Annotated in this window: 18 protein-coding genes and 1 pseudogene; 16 read left to right on the forward strand and 3 right to left on the reverse strand. The window is 60.0% G+C overall.

Translation table 11 applies throughout. The features are described from left to right. Positions 1-80: 80 nt before the first annotated feature. A pseudogene (locus ACYZTM_RS17140) lies at positions 81-1115 on the reverse strand (HAMP domain-containing protein); the annotation flags it as partial. 40 nt (positions 1116-1155) lie between these two features. After that, positions 1156-1365, reverse strand: a complete 210-nt coding sequence (locus tag ACYZTM_RS17145) for a hypothetical protein (protein ID WP_131061245.1) — start codon at positions 1363-1365, stop codon at positions 1156-1158. Positions 1366-1395: 30 nt separating this feature from the next. On the opposite strand from ACYZTM_RS17145, the gene ACYZTM_RS17150 reads away from it, so the two are divergent. Both ACYZTM_RS17150 and ACYZTM_RS17155 read left to right on the forward strand, forming a co-directional pair. Then, positions 1396-1650: a hypothetical protein gene (locus ACYZTM_RS17150; RefSeq protein WP_131061244.1), complete on the forward strand. Its 255-nt coding sequence runs from the start codon at positions 1396-1398 to the stop codon at positions 1648-1650. Between the two features lie 31 nt (positions 1651-1681). Then, positions 1682-2251, forward strand: coding sequence for a lipocalin family protein (locus ACYZTM_RS17155; RefSeq protein WP_131061243.1), 570 nt, complete (start codon positions 1682-1684; stop codon positions 2249-2251). Positions 2252-2380: 129 nt separating this feature from the next. On the opposite strand, the gene ACYZTM_RS17160 is transcribed toward ACYZTM_RS17155, so the two are convergent. Then, positions 2381-3745: a formimidoylglutamate deiminase gene (locus tag ACYZTM_RS17160; protein ID WP_461983629.1), complete on the reverse strand. Its 1365-nt coding sequence runs from the start codon at positions 3743-3745 to the stop codon at positions 2381-2383. Between the two features lie 146 nt (positions 3746-3891). On the opposite strand from ACYZTM_RS17160, the gene hutC reads away from it, so the two are divergent. From hutC to ACYZTM_RS17230, 14 genes are all read left to right on the forward strand, one after another. Further along, positions 3892-4602, forward strand: a complete 711-nt coding sequence (hutC, locus tag ACYZTM_RS17165; RefSeq protein ID WP_177326944.1) for a histidine utilization repressor — start codon at positions 3892-3894, stop codon at positions 4600-4602. Then, a complete protein-coding gene (locus ACYZTM_RS17170) occupies positions 4599-5168 on the forward strand; it encodes a HutD/Ves family protein (protein ID WP_461983631.1) in 570 nt (189 codons plus the stop codon). Before hutC ends, ACYZTM_RS17170 begins: the two co-directional genes overlap by 4 nt. A gap of 467 nt (positions 5169-5635) precedes the next feature. Continuing rightward, positions 5636-7324 carry a urocanate hydratase gene (gene hutU, locus ACYZTM_RS17175; protein ID WP_461983633.1) on the forward strand — a complete coding sequence of 563 codons (1689 nt, stop codon included), beginning with the start codon at positions 5636-5638 and terminating at the stop codon, positions 7322-7324. Positions 7325-7489: 165 nt separating this feature from the next. Next, the gene (locus tag ACYZTM_RS17180; RefSeq protein WP_461983635.1) at positions 7490-8962 is read left to right on the forward strand and encodes a purine-cytosine permease family protein; all 1473 of its coding nucleotides are present in this window, start codon (positions 7490-7492) and stop codon (positions 8960-8962) included. Positions 8963-9030: 68 nt separating this feature from the next. Next, positions 9031-9999, forward strand: coding sequence for an ABC transporter substrate-binding protein (locus ACYZTM_RS17185; protein ID WP_461983637.1), 969 nt, complete (start codon positions 9031-9033; stop codon positions 9997-9999). A 70-nt stretch (positions 10000-10069) separates the two neighbouring features. After that, positions 10070-10921, forward strand: coding sequence for an ABC transporter permease (locus tag ACYZTM_RS17190; protein ID WP_053153259.1), 852 nt, complete (start codon positions 10070-10072; stop codon positions 10919-10921). Then, the gene (locus ACYZTM_RS17195) at positions 10918-11748 is read left to right on the forward strand and encodes a quaternary amine ABC transporter ATP-binding protein (protein WP_461983639.1); all 831 of its coding nucleotides are present in this window, start codon (positions 10918-10920) and stop codon (positions 11746-11748) included. Before ACYZTM_RS17190 ends, ACYZTM_RS17195 begins: the two co-directional genes overlap by 4 nt. Positions 11749-11908: 160 nt before the next feature. After that, positions 11909-13432 (forward strand): histidine ammonia-lyase, encoded by a 1524-nt coding sequence (gene hutH, locus ACYZTM_RS17200; RefSeq protein ID WP_461983641.1) that lies wholly within the window; start codon positions 11909-11911, stop codon positions 13430-13432. A 133-nt stretch (positions 13433-13565) separates the two neighbouring features. Beyond that, positions 13566-15098, forward strand: a complete 1533-nt coding sequence (gene hutH / locus ACYZTM_RS17205; protein ID WP_461983643.1) for a histidine ammonia-lyase — start codon at positions 13566-13568, stop codon at positions 15096-15098. 72 nt (positions 15099-15170) lie between these two features. Continuing rightward, positions 15171-16580: an amino acid permease gene (locus tag ACYZTM_RS17210; RefSeq protein ID WP_461983645.1), complete on the forward strand. Its 1410-nt coding sequence runs from the start codon at positions 15171-15173 to the stop codon at positions 16578-16580. 17 nt (positions 16581-16597) lie between these two features. Next, on the forward strand, positions 16598-17803 hold the full coding sequence (gene hutI / locus ACYZTM_RS17215) for an imidazolonepropionase (RefSeq protein WP_461983647.1): 1206 nt from the start codon (positions 16598-16600) through the stop codon (positions 17801-17803). A 10-nt stretch (positions 17804-17813) separates the two neighbouring features. Further along, positions 17814-18614 (forward strand): N-formylglutamate deformylase, encoded by an 801-nt coding sequence (gene hutG / locus ACYZTM_RS17220; RefSeq protein ID WP_461983649.1) that lies wholly within the window; start codon positions 17814-17816, stop codon positions 18612-18614. Between the two features lie 211 nt (positions 18615-18825). Next, positions 18826-19773 carry a choline ABC transporter substrate-binding protein gene (locus ACYZTM_RS17225; RefSeq protein ID WP_461983651.1) on the forward strand — a complete coding sequence of 316 codons (948 nt, stop codon included), beginning with the start codon at positions 18826-18828 and terminating at the stop codon, positions 19771-19773. A gap of 196 nt (positions 19774-19969) precedes the next feature. After that, positions 19970-20938: an alpha/beta hydrolase gene (locus ACYZTM_RS17230; RefSeq protein WP_461983653.1), complete on the forward strand. Its 969-nt coding sequence runs from the start codon at positions 19970-19972 to the stop codon at positions 20936-20938. Positions 20939-21001 lie beyond the last annotated feature (63 nt).

A 21001-nucleotide genomic window follows, 5' to 3' on the forward strand; every position in this document is an offset into this window, starting at 1 on the left:
GCCGCCACCACACGCAGCGCCACTTCGTTGACCTGGCCGGTGGCCGAGGACACTTCGCGAATCGACGTGTGAATACGTTCCACGAAGCGGTTGAACGAGGTGCCCAGCGCACCGAACTCGTCCTGGCCATGAATGGTCAGGCGTTTGGTCAGGTCACCTTCGCCTTCGGCGATGTCATGCATGGCGCGGCCCATGGTCAGCAGCGGTTGCATCAAGAAGCTGATCAGCATGCCCAGCAGCGCGATGATGATCACCACGGCGATGACCATGGCAATGATCGCCGAAGTGCGGAATTCGTTGAGCATCGAGAACGCGGTTTCCTTGTCCAGCACCAGCGCCACGTACCAGTCTGCCGACGGCACACCGTTGACGTGGGTAAAGGAGATGAACTGGGTCTTGCCGTCGAGATCGACTTCTTTCATGCCTGGGCTGACTTTCGGCGCGCCGTTCGGGTAGGCCTCGGCGAGACTCTTGAGCACCAGTTTGCTGTCCGGGTGGATCAGGATCTTGCCGTCGGCGCTGACGATGAACGCGTGGCCGTGACCGCCGAAGTTGAGCGAGTTGATGATCGCGCTGACGCTCGACAGGTCGATGTCCGCACCGGCGACGCCGATCATTTGATTCTGATGTTTGACCGGCGTGGCGACGGTGATCACCAGTTTGCCCGACGATGCGGCGATATACGGTTCGGTGACGATGGTCTGCTGCGCGCTGTTGGCCGCCTTGTACCAGCCGCGGGCGCGGGGGTCGTAATCCGCCGCACGATTGCCGGCCGGGACCGAGAACATCACGCCGTCAGTGCCACCGAAGTAGCTCAACTGGAAGTTGCCGGTGTAGGCCGGCAAGTCGATGGCGCGCTTGAGGTTGGCCGGGACGCTGCCGTCCACGGCGATCTGCTGGGACAACGATTGCAGCAACTGGATGCGGCTTTCCAGCCAGGTCTGGATGTTACTGGTGGTCAGGCTGCCGAGTTCCTGCATCGATGATTCGGTACTGCTGCGCAATGTCTGGCGCTGGCGGTAGTCGTTGAACAGGATAAAGCAGGCGAACGCAACGGCGACCACGAGGGCGGCTGCCAGCAGGATCTTGTGGCTGAATTTCATGTTTCTGGTCATTAAATGCACTACCGCGGAGGGGCTGGTCAGCGAAGGGGCGTCAATTTGCCACAGTCGTGGGCTTGCGCTGCTTATATGTCGACTGAGCGGCGGCAAAGATTAGGCGGCTTTTACGAAAACCGACGAAACACTCAACAACCAACGAAAGTTCCTGATATTTCACGAAAGACAGACGAGCGGCCCACAAATAGCCGGCCAGCCACGGAACCAGACAGGGGTTTTCTCTTCTAAGCTTCAGCTTGGCAGTCATGCCATTCCCCTTCGCCCCAGGAGCTACACAATGTCGCTGCGTTCTATCGCCCTGCTTTCGTTTTGCGTGTTGTTGGCCGCGTGCAGCAAGGTCAATCAGGAAAACTACTCGAAGCTGTCGTCAGGCATGCCAAAGGCCGAGGTAGAAACCTTGCTGGGCAAACCCACCGACTGCTCGGGCGCGCTCGGCATGTCCAGTTGTACCTGGGGTGACAAGAACAGTTTTATCAGCGTGCAGTACGCCGGTGACCAAGTGCTGATGTTTTCCGGCCAAGGCCTGAAGTAATCCGGGGCTAAGCGCCCACGGGAGAAAAACAATGAAACGGTTACTGATAGTCCTTTTAGCCGGCCTGGTTTTGGCTGGCTGCGCCACTTCCGGCGTAGATCCGTTGGCACCGAAAACTGACAACAGCGTCAATCTTAAGAAGTACCAAGGGACCTGGTACGAGTTGGCCCGTCTGCCGATGTATTTCCAGCGCAACTGCGCGCAATCTGAAGCCCATTACACGCTCAAGCCTGACGGCAACGTGTTGGTGCTGAACCGCTGCCTGACGGCGGATTGGCAATGGGAAGAAGCCAAGGGCGTGGCTTATCCGCAAGTGCCGGGCAAGACCGACAAATTGTGGGTCGAGTTCGATACCTGGTTCTCGCGATTGCTGCCGGGTGTGGCGAAGGGGGAATACTGGGTGTTGTACGTCAGCGAAGATTACAAGACCGCCATCGTCGGCGACCCGAGCCGCAAGTATCTGTGGCTGCTGTCGCGAACTCCGTCGGTTAACGGTGTAGTGCGTGAAGAACTGCTGAGCAAGGCGCGTCAGCAGGGCTACGACACCACGCGGCTGATCTGGCGCGCGTCGGATACGCAGATGGCCAAGACCTCGAACTGATTACTCCGCTAATGATCGTTCCCACGCTCCGCGTGGGAATGCAGCCCGGGACGCTCCGCGTCCCAAAGCGGACGCAGAGCGTCCATTGAGGCATTCCCACGCAGAGCGTGGGAACGATCAGTGGGGGAGTTAGCTCAGAAGGTCGCGCAGGACTTGGGTGAACGCGCGGTTACTTTCTTCTTCTGCGGCATGCCGCCCGTCCCGCACGACCCACTCGCCATTGACCAGCACATCCCGCACCTGGCGATCGCCACCGGCGAACAGCCAACGATTGAGAATCCCGTCACCACTGGCTGTTGCCAAGTACGGATCGTTGCCGTCCAGCACCAGCCAGTCCGCACGCTTGCCGACTTCCAATGCACCAATCGGCTGGCCCAGCGCCTGAGCGCCGCCATCCAGTGCTGCGTCATACAGTGTGCGGCCAACCATCGGCTGATCCGCGCCATACAAGCGATTGCGCCGCTGATCGCGCAGGCGCTGGCCGTACTCCAGCCAACGCAATTCTTCCACCACACTTAATGACACATGGCTGTCGGACCCGATACCCATGCGTCCGCCCTGCGCGAGGAAATCCACCGCCGGAAAAATTCCGTCGCCAAGGTTCGCTTCGGTGGTCAGGCACAGACCGGCGATGGCGCGACTCTTGGCCATCAGCGCGACTTCTTCCGGGTTGGCGTGGGTCGCGTGGACCAGGCACCAGCGCTGGTCGACCTCGGTGTTTTCGTACAGCCATTGCAGCGGGCGACGGCCGCTCCAGCTCAGGCAGTCATCGACTTCCTTCTGCTGTTCGGCAATGTGAATGTGTATTGGGCACTGCTTGTCGCTGGCGGCCAGCACTTCGCTGATTTGCTGCGGTGTTACCGCACGCAACGAGTGGAAACACAAACCCAGCGACTGCGCCGGTTGCTGCGCCAGGATCGGCTGCAAGCGCGACTGAAGCTTGAGGTAGTTTTCGGTGCTGTTGATAAAGCGGCGCTGGCCTTCGTTCGGGGTCTGGCCACCGAAACCGGAATGGCTGTAGAGCACCGGCAGCAGGGTCAGGCCGATCCCGGCGGAACTGGCGGCCTGGCTGATGCGCAGCGCCAGTTCGGCCGGGTCGGCGTACGGCTGACCGTTGGTGTCGTGGTGTACGTAGTGAAATTCTGCGACCGAGGTGAAACCGGCCTTGAGCATTTCGATGTACAGCTGACGAGCGATGACGCCGAGCTGCTCCGGGCTGATTTTTCCGACGAGGCGATACATCAAATCGCGCCAGGTCCAGAAACTGTCGTTCGGATTACCTGCCACTTCCGCCAGCCCGGCCATGGCCCGCTGGAAGGCGTGGGAGTGCAGATTCGGCATGCCCGGCAGCAGCGGACCGCTCAGCCGTTCGGCGCCATCTGCGTGGGAATCGGCCTGGATATGGGTCAACACGCCATCGGCGCTGACCTCAAGACGTACATTATTGGCCCATCCACTAGGCAGCAGCGCGCGTTCGGCAAAGAAGGCGGACATGGTTCAGCACCCCATCGTGTGTTATTTGTATATACATATACAGACGTTTGCCTGCTCGGTAAACTCCGGCAAGCTAGCAATCTCTTTTCAACGAACAAGGATTAACCGTGCCGACTCCGCCCCCAGTGTCACCGTTGGCCGCACACATGGGCGACAGTCCGGCGCCCTTGTACGCCCGCGTCAAACAGATGATCACCCAGCAAATCGACAGTGGAAACTGGCCGCCGCACTACCGCGTTCCGTCGGAAAGCGAGCTGGTCAACCAACTGGGTTTCAGCCGCATGACTATCAACCGTGCCCTGCGCGAGATGACCGCCGACGGTCTGTTGGTGCGCATGCAAGGTGTCGGGACTTTTGTCGCCGAGCCGAAAAGTCAGTCCGCGCTGTTTGAAGTGCACAACATCGCCGACGAAATCGCCTCCCGTGGCCATCGTCATACCTGCAAGGTCATCACCCTCGAAGAAGAGGCCGCCGGTTCCGAGCGCGCCTTGGCGCTGGACATGCGCGAAGGCCAGAAAGTTTTCCACTCGCTGATCGTGCATTTCGAAAACGATATCCCGGTACAAATCGAAGACCGTTTCGTCAACGCGCTGGTGGCGCCGGACTACCTCAAGCAGGACTTCACCCTGCAAACGCCATACGCCTATCTGAACCAGGTCGCGCCGCTGACTGAAGGCGAGCATGTGGTCGAGGCGATTCTGGCCGAGGCCAGCGAATGCAAGTTGCTGCAGATTGAGAAAGGCGAGCCGTGCCTGCTGATTCGTCGCCGCACCTGGTCCGGTCGTCAGCCGGTGACCGCCGCCCGTTTGATCCACCCTGGTTCCCGTCATCGTCTGGAAGGACGCTTTCATAAATGAGTCAAGTAAAGGTTCTACGCGCAAAAGATTACCCGCGCATGCCGTGGAAAAACGGCGGCGGCAGCACTGAAGAAATCACCCGTGATGCAGGTACAGGCCTCGACGGTTTCGGCTGGCGCCTGTCGATTGCCGATATTGGTGAGTCGGGCGGCTTTTCAATGTTCGCCGGTTACGAGCGGATCATCACCGTGCTGCAAGGCGACGGTATGACCTTATCGGTTGATGGTCAGATCACGCGTTCATTGTTACCGCTCGATCCATTTGCCTTTAGTGGCGAGAGCCAGGTGTCCTGCACATTGCTCGGCGGGCCGATCCGCGATTTCAACCTGATTTATGCGCCGCAGCGTTACAACGCGCGGTTGCAGTGGCTGGACGGCGAGCAGCGGTTTTTCACCTCGGCGGGCACTGTGCTCGTGTTCAGTGTCACCGACGAGCTTGAAGTGAAGGTCGGTAACAGCGCCTCACATCTTGGCCGCCATGATTGCCTGCAACTTGACGGTAATACCGGGCTTTTGGAAGTCTCCATTAACGGCTCGTGCTGTGTGATTGAGCTGATCACACGCTGATTCAAAATCCCTTTCGCGGGCAAGCCTCGCTCCTACAGGATTGATGTCGATCCAACTATTGGTGATCGACGCAAAACCTGGAGCGAGGCTTGCCCGCGAAGCTTTTTCACCGAGCAAATCCGTTCCCAAATGCGCACCAACTTGTTACCGAACGCCCCAGCGTGGCGCAAACCCCCGCTCAAGTAACAGCTGTAATCCCTCTCGCAAAATCCCCCCGAAAAATTTCATCTTTGCCAAAACCCTTGATCCATGCGCTTTCCAGCCCTTTCAAAACTTTTCTTGAACAGCCTTCCAGCAAGTTGGCCGCTTGATTGCATATGCTTGTATGTACAAGTAAAGACGTATGCGTATGAGTCGACTGAGACTCTCCGCAGCGTCCACTGATTCGCTTGTGGCGCAACGATGCGCACAAGCTGGCTTACCCACCGTCAGGGTTGGTTTGGATTGATCGCTGAGGAGTCTTTTTCGTGACTGACAATACCCAGAAACCTACTAAATACCGCAATGTCGAAATCCGCGCTGCCCGTGGCAACAAGCTGACCGCCAAGAGCTGGCTGACCGAAGCGCCGCTGCGCATGTTGATGAACAACCTCGACCCGGAAGTCGCCGAGAACCCTAAAGAACTGGTGGTTTACGGTGGTATCGGTCGTGCGGCGCGTAACTGGGAATGCTACGACAAGATCGTCGAAAGCCTGACCAACCTGAACGACGACGAGACCCTGCTGGTGCAATCCGGCAAGCCGGTCGGCGTGTTCAAGACACACAGCAACGCCCCGCGCGTACTGATCGCCAACTCCAACCTGGTGCCACACTGGGCGAGCTGGGAACACTTCAACGAACTCGACGCCAAAGGCCTGGCCATGTACGGCCAGATGACCGCCGGCAGCTGGATCTACATCGGCAGCCAGGGCATCGTTCAAGGCACCTACGAAACCTTCGTCGAAGCCGGTCGCCAACACTACAACGATGACCTGAAAGGTCGTTGGGTCCTGACCGCAGGCCTCGGTGGCATGGGCGGCGCTCAGCCACTGGCCGCCACCCTGGCCGGCGCTTGCTCGCTGAACATCGAATGCCAACAAGTCAGTATCGATTTCCGTTTGAACAGCCGTTATGTCGATGAGCAAGCAACTGACCTCGACGACGCGCTGGCGCGCATCGCTAAATACACCAAGGAAGGCAAAGCGATTTCCATCGCGCTGCTCGGCAACGCGGCTGAAATCCTTCCAGAACTGGTCAAGCGCGGCGTGCGCCCGGACATGGTTACCGACCAGACCAGCGCCCACGACCCGCTCAACGGTTACCTGCCAGCCGGCTGGACCTGGGACGAGTACCGCGCTCGCGCCAAGACCGAGCCTGCTGCCGTGGTCAAAGCCGCCAAGCAATCGATGGCCGTGCACGTTAAAGCGATGCTCGACTTCCAGAAAATGGGTATTCCGACCTTCGACTACGGCAACAACATCCGTCAGATGGCGCAAGAAGAAGGCGTGGAAAACGCATTCGACTTCCCAGGCTTCGTACCGGCTTACATCCGTCCGCTGTTCTGCCGCGGCATCGGTCCATTCCGTTGGGCTGCACTGTCGGGCGATCCGCAGGACATCTACAAAACCGACGCCAAAGTAAAAGAACTGATCCCGGACGACGCCCATCTGCACAACTGGCTGGACATGGCGCGCGAGCGCATCAGCTTCCAGGGTCTGCCGGCACGTATCTGCTGGGTTGGCCTGGGCCTGCGCGCCAAGCTCGGTCTGGCGTTCAACGAAATGGTTCGTAGCGGTGAATTGTCCGCGCCAATCGTGATTGGTCGCGACCACCTGGACTCCGGTTCTGTCGCCAGCCCAAACCGCGAAACCGAATCGATGCAGGACGGTTCCGATGCCGTGTCCGACTGGCCACTGCTCAACGCGCTGCTCAACACCGCGAGCGGCGCGACCTGGGTTTCCCTGCACCACGGCGGCGGCGTCGGCATGGGCTTCTCCCAGCACTCGGGCATGGTGATTGTCTGCGACGGTACTGACGAAGCGGCCGAGCGTATCGCTCGCGTACTGCACAACGATCCGGCTACCGGTGTCATGCGTCACGCCGATGCGGGTTACCAGATCGCGATCGACTGCGCCAAGGAACAAGGGCTGAACCTGCCGATGATCACCGGCAAATAACGCAGTACCTGTGGAGCTGCTTTATGTGGGAGCGGGCTTGCTCGCGAAGAGGCCGGCACATTCAACATCTGTGCTGGCTGACCCACCGCTTTCGCGAGCAAGCCCGCTCCCACATAAAGCGGTTTCCACGTTGAACCCCTAATAACAATCCACAGAGGTTGAACAATGGCTGTTAATGACGATCGTGCAGGCAGTAAACCGTTGATCGAGACACGCTCGATCGACTACATCCCGGAAGCGGAAAGACACGGTCGTCTGTTAAGCCAATTCACCCTGTGGCTGGGTGCCAACCTGCAAATCACCGCGATTGTGACGGGTGCGCTGGCGGTGGTGCTCGGTGGTGATGTGTTCTGGTCGTTGATCGGTCTGTTGATCGGTCAACTGCTGGGCGGTGGGGTGATGGCGTTGCACGCAGCGCAAGGGCCTAAGCTTGGCCTGCCGCAGATGATCTCCAGCCGGGTACAGTTCGGGGTTTATGGCGCGGCCATCCCGATCGTGCTGGTCTGTTTGATGTACCTCGGCTTCACGGCAACGGGAACCGTGCTTTCCGGTCAGGCGCTGGGCCAGTTGTTTGGCGTCAGCGACAGCGTCGGCATCCTGATTTTCGCCAGTGTCATCGTGCTGGTCACGGTGCTCGGTTATCGGGTGATCCATTGGATTGGCCGTGTTGCCAGTGTCATTGGTGTGATCGCCTTCGTTTACCTGTTCAGCCGTCTGATGAGCCAGACCGACGTTGGCGCACTCCTGCAAATCCGCCACTTCAGCTGGAGCAGCTTCCTGCTGGCGGTGTCGCTTGCGGCGTCCTGGCAGATCGCCTTCGGTCCTTATGTGGCTGACTATTCACGCTACCTGCCGAGCAAGACGTCCTCGGTGAAAACCTTTTTCGCCGCTGGCGCGGGTTCGGTCATTGGCGCACAGGTGGCGATGATCCTCGGCGTGTTTGCCGCCGCCACGGCCAATGGGCAATTCGCCGGCCACGAAGTAGCCTACATCGTTGGTTTGGGCGGTACCGGTGCCACCGCTGCGCTGCTGTACTTCAGCATCGCGTTCGGCAAGGTCACCATCTCCACGCTGAATTCCTACGGCAGCTTCATGTGCATCGCGACCATCATCAGCGGTTTCCGTGGTCACCTGCAGGTCACGCGCTTGCAGCGTCTGGTCTTCGTGCTGGTCATCGTCGGTACTGCGACCCTGATCGCGCTGCTCGGTCAGCACTCGTTCCTCGGTGCGTTCAAGTCGTTCATCCTGTTCTTGCTGGCGTTCTTTACGCCATGGAGCGCGATCAACCTGGTGGACTACTACTGCATCACCCGCGAGCGCTATGACGTGCCGGCGTTGGCCGATCCGAACGGTCGCTACGGCCGTTGGAACCCCCTCGGTATCAGCGTCTATGTCTTCGGTGTATTGGTGCAACTGCCGTTCATCTCCACCAAGTTCTATACCGGTCCGCTGGTAGACGCCCTGGGTGGTGTGGATATTTCCTGGATCATCGGTCTGGTGCTTCCCGCAGCCCTGTATTACGTGTGCGCAAAAAAATGGCATGGCGCCGTACCCAATCAACTGATTCTGCCGGTCGAGCAGGACAGCGTTGTACAACCTAAAAAAAGCGGGGCCGGTCGCGCTGCGGCGCAGGCCTGATTGGACGTGGACAGGGCTGGATGCCTCTTGACTGCCGTAAGCCAATTCATGATTAGGAGCGTCACACAATGAAATCGAATCAGACCCTGCTGACCACATTGCTTTCCATGGGCCTGCTGGCCAGTGCCGGCGCTACTCAGGCAGCCGGTTGGTGCGAGTCGGGCAAACCGGTGAAATTCGCCGGCCTGAACTGGGAAAGCGGCATGCTGTTGACCGACGTGATGCAGGTCGTGCTGGAGAAAGGTTACGACTGCAAGGTCGACAGCCTGCCAGGGAACTCCATCACCATGGAAAACGCCCTGAGCAGCAACGACATTCAAGTGTTCGCCGAAGAGTGGGTCGGGCGCAGCGAGGTCTGGAACAAGGCCGAGAAGGCCGGCAAGGTGGTCGGTGTCGGTGCTCCGGTGGTGGGTGCGGTCGAAGGTTGGTACGTGCCGCGTTACGTGATCGAAGGCGACGCCAAGCGCAAGCTGGAACCCAAGGCGCCGGACCTGAAAAACATCGCCGACCTGGCCAAATACGCCGCCGTGTTCAAGGATCAGGAAGAGCCATCCAAGGGCCGTTTCTACAACTGCCCGGCCGGCTGGACCTGTGAGCTGGACAACAGCGAAATGCTGAAAAGCTACGGTCTGGAAAGCACCTACACCAACTTCCGTCCGGGCACCGGTCCGGCGCTGGATGCCGCGGTGCTGTCGAGCTACAAGCGTGGCGAGCCGATCCTGTTCTACTACTGGTCGCCAACCCCGCTGATGGGCCAGGTGGACCTGGTTAAACTCGAAGAGAAGCCAGGCGTGGACAAGCGCGTGACCATCAAGGTCGGCCTGTCCAAGACCTTCCACGAGCAAGCCCCGGAACTGGTGGCTGTGCTGGAAAAGGTCAACCTGCCAATCGACCTGCTCAACCAGAATCTCGGGCGTATGGCCAAAGAGCGGATCGAGTCACCAAAACTGGCGAAAATCTTCCTCAAGGAACATCCTGAAGTCTGGCATGCATGGGTGAGCGAAGACGCAGCCAAAAAGATCGACGCGGCCTTGTAGGTTGAGCCTCTCCGACTGCCCTGAGCGGCAGTCGGACGCTTGATCGCAACCCCTTGATTGAGAGTCTCTTATGTTTCCCGAAAGCTTTACCTTTTCCATCGCCGACTGGGTCAACGGTTGGGTCGATTCGCTGGTCACCAACTACGGCGACGTGTTCCGCAGCATCTCCGACACCCTCTTGTGGGCCATCGTCAATCTTGAAGGCCTGCTGCGTGCGGCGCCCTGGTGGCTGATGCTGGCGATCGTGGCGGGCGTTGCCTGGCACGCGACCCGCAAGGTCGTGACCACCGCCGTGATCGTCGGTTTGCTGTTCCTGGTAGGCGCGGTTGGCCTCTGGGACAAGCTGATGCAGACGCTGGCGCTGATGATGGTCGCGACGGTCATTTCGGTGCTGATCGGCATTCCGCTGGGCATTCTCTCGGCGCGCAGCAATCGCTTGCGTTCGGTGCTGATGCCGCTGCTGGACATCATGCAGACCATGCCGAGTTTCGTGTACCTGATTCCGGTGCTGATGCTGTTCGGTCTGGGCAAGGTTCCGGCGATTTTCGCCACCGTGATCTACGCCGCGCCACCGCTGATCCGCTTGACCGATCTGGGCATTCGCCAGGTCGACGGTGAAGTGATGGAAGCGATCAATGCCTTCGGTGCCAACCGTTGGCAGCAACTGTTTGGCGTGCAACTGCCGCTGGCCCTGCCGAGCATCATGGCCGGGATTAACCAGACCACCATGATGGCCCTGTCGATGGTGGTCATCGCCTCGATGATCGGTGCCCGTGGCCTGGGTGAAGACGTGTTGGTGGGGATTCAGACCCTCAACGTCGGACGTGGCCTTGAAGCCGGTCTGGCGATCGTGATTCTGGCAGTGGTTATCGACCGCATTACTCAGGCGTATGGTCGGCCACGGCATGAGGTGAGCAAATGACCAACGAAGCCATCAGTAAAATCGAAGTCAAAAACGTCTTCAAGATTTTCGGCAACCGTTCCAAGGAAGCGCTGGGCATGATTGGCCAGGGCAAAACCAAGGATCAGGTGCTGGCCGAAACCGGCTGCGTGGTCGGCGTGAACGACTTGTCGTTGAGCATCGGCACCGGCGAGATCTTCGTGATCATGGGCCTGTCAGGTTCCGGCAAATCGACGCTGGTGCGCCACTTCAACCGCCTGATCGACCCGACCAGCGGCGCGATCCTGGTGGATGGCGTGGACATCCTGCAATACGACATGGAAGCCCTGCGCGAATTTCGTCGGCACAAGATCAGCATGGTGTTCCAGAGCTTCGGCCTGCTGCCGCACAAGACCGTGGTGGATAACGTCGCCTATGGTCTGAAAGTGCGTGGCGAGACTAAGCAACTGTGCTCCGAGCGCGCGCTGCACTGGATCAACACCGTGGGCCTCAAGGGCTACGAAAACAAATACCCGCACCAGCTTTCGGGCGGCATGCGTCAGCGTGTGGGCCTGGCCCGTGCCCTGGCGGCAGACACCGACATCATCCTGATGGACGAAGCCTTCAGTGCGCTCGACCCGCTGATTCGCGCGGAGATGCAGGACCAGTTGCTGGAGCTGCAAAAGACCCTGCACAAGACCATCGTCTTCATCACCCACGACCTTGATGAGGCGGTGCGGATTGGTAACCGGATTGCGATTCTCAAGGACGGGCGCCTGATTCAGGTGGGTACGCCGCGAGAGATCCTGCATTCGCCGGCGGATGAGTATGTCGACCGCTTTGTCCAGCGGCGGACTGCGGTGGTTTAAAGGTTTGCGGAGGCTGTTCGGACGCCTTCGCGGGCAAGCCTCGCTCCTACAGGTTTTGTGTCGTTCCTACATTGGACGGCAAACCTAAATCCTGTAGGAGCGAGGCTTGCCCGCGAAGAGGCCGGCAAAGCTGCATCAATATTCAGGTAAGAGGTTAATGATGTCCCAGGCTGAAAAAATCGTTATCGCAGGCGACCACCTGCGTTGGCAGGATGTGGTCGCCGTAGCCCGCCATGGCGCACAGCTTGAGCTGTCGCCACAGACCTGGGCGCGGATCGAGAATGCCCAAGCCATCGTCCAGCGCATCGTCGCCAGCGGCGAGCGCGCCTATGGCGTCAACACCGGTCTTGGCGCGTTGTGCAATGTCTCGCTCAAAGACGAGCAACTCAGCCAACTGTCGCGTAACACGTTGCTCAGTCACGCCTGTGGCGTTGGCGCTCCACTGGGCGACGAACAGACCCGCGCGATCATGTGCGCGGCAATCCGCAATTACAGCCACGGCAAATCCGGCATTCATCGTCGGGTGGTCGAAGCGCTGCTGGCGCTGCTCAATCGCGGCATCACCCCGCAAGTGCCGTCCCAGGGTTCGGTCGGTTACCTGACCCACATGGCGCACGTCGGCATCGCGCTGCTGGGCGTTGGCAATGTCAGCTATCGCGGGCAGATCGTGTCCGCGCAGCAAGCCTTGGCCGAAGAAGGTCTGCAACCGGTCCAGCTCGGCGCCAAAGATGGTTTGTGCCTGGTCAACGGCACACCGTGCATGACCGGCCTCAGCTGCCTGGCGATTGCTGATGCCACTCGCCTGCTGCAATGGGCTGACGTGATCGGCGCGATGAGCTTCGAGGCCCAGCGTGGCCAGATCGCGGCGTTCGACGCCGAGATCATCGCGCTCAAGCCGCATCCGGGCATGCAGCAGGTCGGCATCAATCTGCGGGCGCTGCTGGATGGCAGTGAAGTGATTGCTTCAAGCCTTGGCATTCGCACTCAAGATGCGCTGAGCATCCGTTCGATTCCACAGGTTCACGGCGCCGCGCGCGATCAGCTTGAGCACGCCAAAACGCAGATCGAAACCGAACTCAACGCGGTCACCGATAACCCGATGCTGCTGGGCACGCCGGATAATTTCCGCATCATGTCCCAGGCCAATCCGCACGGCCAGTCAGTGGCCTTGGCGGCTGACTTGCTGGCCATCGCCATGGCCGAAATCGGCTCCATCGCCGAGCGTCGCCTGGACCGTTTGATCAACCCGCACGTCAGCGGCCTGCCGGCCTTTTTGGTGGCCAACCCGGGGGTGAATTCCGGGATGATGATCGTCCAGTACGTCGCCGCTTCGCTGTGCGCGGAAAATCGCCAGTTGGCGCAGCCGGCCGTGCTCGACAACTACGTCACCTCGGGCCTGCAGGAAGACCACTTGAGCATGGGCACCAACGCCGCGCTGAAGCTGCATCGCGCCCTGGAAAACTGCACGCAGATTCTTGCGATCGAATATTTGCTGGCGGCTCAGGCATTTGAATTTTTGAAAGAACAACGTTTTGGCGCAGGCACAGATGCCGCGTGGCGTCTGCTGCGTGAACGCGTCCCGGCCTACGATCAGGACCGTTGGTTGGCTCCAGATATTGCGGCGGCTGCCAGCGTGTTGAAAGACCCGATTTTGCTGCACAAGGCTTTACCGAACCTGAACTGATTTCCACAAAACACCAGCGTGCCAAGGCGCAGCCCCCCAAAAGGTGGGAAGCGACGGACAACGGACATCTCCGGAGCGTCTGGTGAGTACTCTTCACCTAAGAAGAAGACAAACTCTCAAAAGGAGCACGAAAATGACTGCGTTAAACCTTATTCCCGGCCAACTGAGCCTTGCCCAACTGCGTGATATCTATCAGCAGCCGGTCAAAATCACCCTCGACAACAGCGCTTCGCAACAGATTGAAGCCAGCGTTGCCTGCGTGGAACAGATCCTCGCCGAGAACCGCACCGCTTATGGCATCAACACCGGTTTCGGCCTGCTGGCTTCGACCCGTATCGCCAGTGAAGACCTGGAAAACCTGCAGCGCTCGCTGGTGCTGTCCCACGCCGCCGGTGTCGGCGAGCCGATCAGCGACGCGCTGGTTCGGCTGGTCATGGTACTGAAGGTCAACAGCCTGAGCCGTGGTTTCTCGGGCATTCGTCGTAAGGTCATTGACGCGCTGATCGCCCTGATCAACGCCGAGGTTTACCCACACATCCCATTGAAAGGTTCGGTCGGTGCATCCGGCGACCTGGCGCCTTTGGCCCACATGTCGCTGGTGCTGCTGGGTGAGGGCAAGGCTCGCTACAAAGGCGAATGGCTGGAAGCGACCGAAGCGCTGAAAGTCGCCGGTCTGACCCCGCTGACCCTGGCGGCGAAAGAAGGTCTGGCGCTGCTCAACGGCACTCAGGTTTCCACCGCTTACGCGCTGCGTGGTCTGTTCGAAGGTGAAGACCTGTTCGCTGGCGCTGTGGCGCTTGGCGCCCTGACCGTCGAAGCCGTGCTGGGCTCGCGCTCGCCGTTCGACGCACGGATCCATGCCGCTCGCGGTCAGAAAGGCCAAATCGACGCCGCTGCCGCTTACCGCGATTTGTTGGGTGAGCGCAGCGAAGTGTCCGACTCGCACCAGAACTGCGAAAAGGTTCAGGACCCGTACTCCCTGCGCTGCCAGCCGCAAGTCATGGGCGCCTGCCTGACTCAGTTCCGTCAAGCCGCCGAAGTGTTGGTCGTCGAAGCTAACGCGGTTTCTGACAACCCGCTGGTCTTCGCTGCTGAAGGCGACGTGATCTCCGGCGGTAACTTCCACGCCGAACCAGTGGCCATGGCCGCTGACAACATGGCCCTGGCCATCGCTGAAATCGGCTCCCTGAGCGAGCGTCGTATCTCGCTGATGATGGACAAGCACATGTCGCAACTGCCGCCGTTCCTGGTGGCCAATGGCGGCGTGAACTCCGGCTTCATGATCGCCCAGGTGACAGCGGCGGCACTGGCCAGCGAGAACAAGGCGTTGTCCCATCCGCATTCGGTGGACAGCCTGCCGACGTCGGCGAACCAGGAAGACCACGTGTCGATGGCCCCGGCTGCCGGCAAGCGTCTGTGGGAAATGGCCGAAAACACTCGCGGCGTTTTGGCGGTTGAGTGGCTGGCGGCGTGCCAGGGTCTGGATCTGCGTGATGGTTTGAAGACTTCTTCGAAGCTGGAAGAGGCCCGGGCGATTCTCCGTAAAGAAGTGCCGTTCTATGAGAAGGACCGGTTCTTTGCGCCGGACATCAACGCGGCGAGCGAGTTGTTGGCGACCCGTTGCCTGAACGCGCTGGTACCGGCGAAATTGCTGCCTAGCCTGTAAGTCTGCTGATCGTTCCCACGCGGGAGCGTGGGAACGATCATTTCCGCCAATAAGAATAATTAGGGACGAGCAATGCAACAGCCAGAAAAGGGTTTGAAACGCGGGCTCTCTGCCCGACATATTCGCTTCATGGCACTGGGGTCGGCGATCGGCACCGGGCTGTTTTACGGTTCTGCCTCGGCCATTCAAATGGCCGGGCCTGCGGTACTGCTGGCTTACCTTATCGGTGGCGCGGCGGTGTTCATGGTCATGCGCGCCCTCGGCGAGATGGCGGTGCACAATCCGGTGACCGGGTCTTTCGGCCAGTACGCCAGCACTTACCTTGGACCGATGGCGGGCTTCATCCTCGGTTGGACCTACGCGTTTGAAATGGTCATCGTCGGTATGGCCGACGTCACCGCGTTCGGTATTTACATGGGCTTCTGGTTTCCGGAAGTCGACCGCTGGATCTGGGTACTGGGCATCGTTTCGGTGGTCGGCGGCTTGAACCTGTGCAACGTCAAAGTCTTCGGTGAAATGGAGTTCTGGCTGTCGCTGCTCAAGGTCGCGGCCATCGTCGCGATGATCCTGGGTGGCTTCGGTATCATGCTGTTCGGCATCAGCACTGCGCCCGGCGCCCAGGCGACCGACATCAGCAATCTCTGGAGCCATGGCGGCTTCATGCCCAATGGCGTGGGCGGCCTGATTGCTTCGTTCGCGGTGGTGATGTTTGCATTTGGCGGCATTGAAATCATCGGCGTGACCGCCGGTGAAGCCAAAGACCCGCAGCACGTGCTGCCCCGGGCGATCAATGCCGTACCGCTGCGTATTTTGCTGTTCTACGTGCTGACCATGTTCGTGCTGATGTCGATCTTCCCATGGCAGCAGATCGGCAGCCAGGGCAGCCCGTTTGTGCAGATTTTCGACAATCTGGGGATCAGTTCGGCGGCGACTGTTCTTAATATCGTGGTGATTTCGGCGGCGATATCGGCGATCAACAGCGACATTTTCGGCGCTGGCCGCATGATGTACGGCCTGGCCCTGCAAGGGCACGCGCCCAAGGGCTTCGCCCGGTTGTCGCGCAATGGCGTGCCGTGGCTGACGGTAGTGGTGATGAGCAGTGCGCTGCTGCTGGGCGTGTTGCTGAACTACCTGATTCCGGAAAACGTATTTCTGTTGATCGCCTCCATCGCAACTTTTGCGACGGTGTGGGTCTGGTTGATGATTCTGTTCACCCAAGTGGCCATGCGTCGTTCCATGAGCGCGAAGCAGGTCGCACAGTTGAAATTCCCGGTGCCGTTCTGGCCCTATGCACCGATGGCGGCGATTGCCTTCATGTTGTTCATCTTCGGCGTGCTGGGCTATTTCCCGGACACCCAGGCAGCTCTGATCGTAGGCGTGGTCTGGATTGTGTTGCTGGTGCTGGCCTACCTGACGTGGGTGAAACCGGCGGCAGGGAAGGCAGTACCGGTGGAGCAGGAACCTTCTTTTTCTCATCGATAACCTAACGGAGGCCACGGATGAAAACTCTCTGGCAACACTGCCACGTCGCAACCATGGCGCAAGGCGTCTACTCGATCATCGAGGATGCGGCCATCGTGACGTCAGGAGCGCACATTGAGTGGGTGGGCCCGCGCAGTGAGCTGCCGGCGGGCGAATACCCGGCGGTCTATGACCTAAAAGGGGCCTGGGTGACGCCGGGTCTGATCGATTGCCACACCCACACGGTGTTCGGCGGTAACCGCAGCGGTGAATTCGAACAGCGTCTGCAAGGCGTCAGCTATGCCGAAATCGCAGCGGCCGGTGGTGGCATTGCCAGCACCGTACGCGCCACCCGCGCGGCCACTGAAGACGAACTGTTCGCCAGCGCCGCCAAACGCCTGAAGAGCCTGATGCGTGACGGCGTGACCACGGTCGAGATGAAATCCGGCTACGGTCTCGACCTGGCCAGCGAACGCAAGATCTTGCGGGTCATTCGCCGTCTCGGCACCGAACTGCCGGTCAGCGTGCGCAGCACCTGCCTGGCTGCTCACGCCTTGCCGCCGGAATACGCGGACCGTGCCGACGACTACATCGATCACATCTGTGCCGAGATGCTCCCGGCCCTGGCCGCCGAAGGTCTGGTGGATGCGGTGGATGCGTTCTGCGAGTACCTGGCGTTTTCGCCGGCCCAGGTCGAGCGCGTATTCGTCACCGCACAACAACTCGGGTTGCCGGTGAAGCTGCACGCCGAACAGTTGTCGTCCCTGCACGGTTCGAGTCTGGCGGCGCGTTACCACGCATTGTCGGCCGATCACCTGGAATTCATGACCGAAGACGACTCCATCGCCATGGCCAAGTCCGGCACCGTCGCGGTGTTGCTACCCGGCGCCTTCTACTTCCTGCGCGAGACCCAGTTGCCGCCGATGGACGCCTTGCGCAAACACGGGGTGAAAATCGCCATCGCCAGCGACCTCAATCCTGGAACCTCACCGGGGCTGTCGTTGCGCTTGATGCTGAACATGGCGTGCACTTGTTTCCGCATGACCCCGGAAGAAGCCCTGGCGGGCGCGACAATTTATGCCGCCACCGCGTTGGGGATGGCTGAAACTCATGGTTCGCTGGAGGTCGGTAAGGTCGCGGATTTCGTCGCCTGGCAAATCGATCGTCCGGCCGATCTGTCGTACTGGCTGGGCGGTGACCTGGAAAAACGCGTCGTGCGTCACGGCGTCGAAACAAGCGTTTAGGAGAGCAGTTGTGGATAAGGTTCTGAACTTCAAACAAGGCCGCGTGCCGTTGCTGATCAGCATGCCCCACGCGGGTCTACGTCTGACCCCTGCGGTGGAAGCGGGGTTGATCCCCGACGCCAAAAGCCTGCCGGACACTGACTGGCATATCCCGCAGTTGTACGAATTTGCTGCCGACCTGGGTGCTAGCACCTTGGCCGCCGAGTACTCGCGGTTTGTCATCGACCTGAACCGACCGTCTGACGACAAGCCTTTGTATGTCGGCGCCACCACCGGCCTGTACCCGGCGACGCTGTTCGACGGTATTCCGTTGTTCCGCGAAGGGCATGAGCCATCGGCCGCAGAACGAGCGACTTATCTGGAGCAGATCTGGACGCCATACCACACCACCTTGCAGCAGGAACTGGCAAGACTGAAAGCCGAGTTTGGCTACGCATTGCTGTTCGATGCGCACTCGATCCGTTCGGTGATCCCGCACCTGTTCGACGGCAAGCTGCCGGACTTCAACCTCGGCACCTTTAACGGCGCCAGTTGCGATCCACAGTTGGCCACTCAGCTGGCAGCCATCTGCGCGCGCCACGGCGACTACAGCCATGTGCTGAACGGTCGTTTCAAGGGCGGTCACATCACTCGCCATTACGGCAATCCGGCCGAGAACATCCATGCGGTACAACTGGAGTTGGGCCAGTGCACGTACATGGAAGAGTTCGAGCCGTTCCGTTACCGCCCGGATCTGTCGGCACCGACCCAGGTGGTGCTCAAGGAATTGCTGCAAGGGCTGCTGGCCTGGGGCCAAAAGCACTACCGGTGACTGATCGTTCCCACGCTCCCGCGTGGGAATGCCTCACGGGCTGCATTCCCACGCAGAGCGTGGGAACGATCAACGTGCAAAAACTGTCGCCACCGTGCAAAACACGGTCGCTACAGGTCGCTTTTACCCTCTCGACGCTGCGTATTGTTCTGGGCACGGTGCATGAAGACACCGGGCCCATAATAATCCGCTGCCGCACGAGACCCTCCCAATGAAAAGACTGTTCACCCGCTGTCTCTCAATCCTCTGCGGCACCGCTCTTCTGAGCACCAGCGTCTTGGCCGGTGACGACGCTTCCTGCAAGGCTGTGCGCATGGGCGTGGTCAACTGGACCGACGTCATCGCCACCAGTGGCATGGCGGATGTGCTGCTCAACGGCCTCGGCTACGAAAGCAAGCAAACCAGCGCCGTGCAGCAAATCATCTTCGCCGGCATCCGCGACAAGCGTCTGGACATCTACCTCGGTTACTGGAAACCGGCGATGGACAAAAACATCGCGCCGTTCGTGGCCGCCAATCAAGTGAAGGTCATGGACAAGCCGAGCCTGGCCGACGCTCAGGCAACCCTCGCCGTACCTGAGTACGTCGCCGAAGCGGGCCTGAAAACCTTCGCCGACATTGCCAAATTCAAGGATCAGCTCGGCGGCAAGATCTACGGCATCGAGCCGGGCAGTGGCGCCAACACCACCCTCAAAACCATGATCGAGACCAATCGCTTTGGCCTGAAGGACTTCAAGCTGATCGAGTCCGGTGAGGCCGGCATGCTTGCCGCCGTACAACGGGCGGTGAATCGCAAGGAATTCGTGGTGTTCGTCGGCTGGACCCCGCACCCGATGAACATCAACATGAAAGTCGCCTACCTGACCGGCAGCGAAGACGTTTACGGCCCGAACGAGGGCGCCGCAACCGTTTCCACGGTGACCGCCCCGGACTACGCCCAGCGCTGTCCGAACGTAAACCGCCTGCTGGAAAACCTGACCTTCACCGCCGCCCAAGAAAGCCAGTTGATGGTGCCGATCATGGCGCGCAAAACACCTCAGGACGTTGCCAAACAATGGCTACGTGATCATCCGGAAGACCTTCAGCGCTGGCTGGCGGGTGTCAGCAGTTTTGAAGGCAAGGATGGCGCGGCTACCGTTCAGGCCAGTTTAAAAAACTGATGAACCCGTAAGGGTGAGTGCGCATCCTGTGGCGAGGGGCTTGTCGGAACGCCGCATCGCCCCGTTGGGCTGCGAAGCGGCCCCAGAATGTCGGATTGAACCTGGATCTTGCGAGTGCTGCGCACTCGAACGGGGGCAAGCCCCCTCGCCACAAAGGCCCCATTCACAAATTTCTTGATGGACCGGCAGCAAACCCATGGCCCCTTACCCACTCTCCAAACAGATGACGGCGTTCGTCGAGAAAACCGTCAGCTTCAACAGCACCGACAGCACCGACAGCACCGACAGCACCGACAGCACCGACAGCAGCCTCAAAGGCCTGCGTCAGGCTTATAGCGAAATGTGCCGGGCGTTCACCCCGCCACGTCCCGCCGGGCTTTACGTGGTCGATTTCGAGTTGGCCGGTGTACCGGTGCGGTCCTATCAGCCGCCGGTTTCACCACTGACCGGCGGTGCGCCGTGCATCGTGTATCTGCATGGCGGCGGTTGGGTGGTAGGGGATCTGGATTCCCACGACTTCATCTGCGCCGAACTGGCGTCGACACTCGGCGTGCTGGTGATCGCTGTCGATTACCGATTGGCGCCGGAACATCCGTTTCCAGCGGCGTTCGATGATTGCCTGCGTGTCTGGCGCGCGCTGCGGACCGGGCCATTCAAGCTCGATCCCGAGCGTACGCTGGTGGCGGGGGACAGTGCCGGTGGCAACCTTGCTGCGGCGTTGTGTCTGGCGTTGCGCGATGCGGACGAGCCATTGCCGGCTGCGCAGGTCCTGATTTATCCGGGGCTGGGTGGTGATCAGCGATTGCCATCGCGCAGCGAATGCATCGACGCGCCGTTGCTCGCCAGCAGCGATGTCGATTGTTATCACGCCCTGTACTTGCGTGGCACCCGACAATCGGGTGCCTATGCGATGCCGTTGCTCGCCGAGGATTTCAGTGGTTTGCCGCCGACCTTGATCGCTGTGGCTCAATTCGACCCGCTGCGCGATGACGGTGTGCTCTACGCCGAGCGACTGAACGCAGCAGGTGTGGCAGCGACGCTTTATTACGGGGATGGGTTGGTTCACGGCTGTCTGCGGGCTCGGGGGCAGGTCGCCGAGGTCGAGGCGCTCTATGAAATGCTGCTCGGCTATTTGAAAACGATATTCGACAACCATTCGGCTTAACGGAAGCGTCCTACGCTAAATATCGATTCGTCTGACTGCGCCGATTGGTAGATCCACGCAAAG

The organism is Pseudomonas sp. MDT2-39-1, assembly GCF_054898085.1.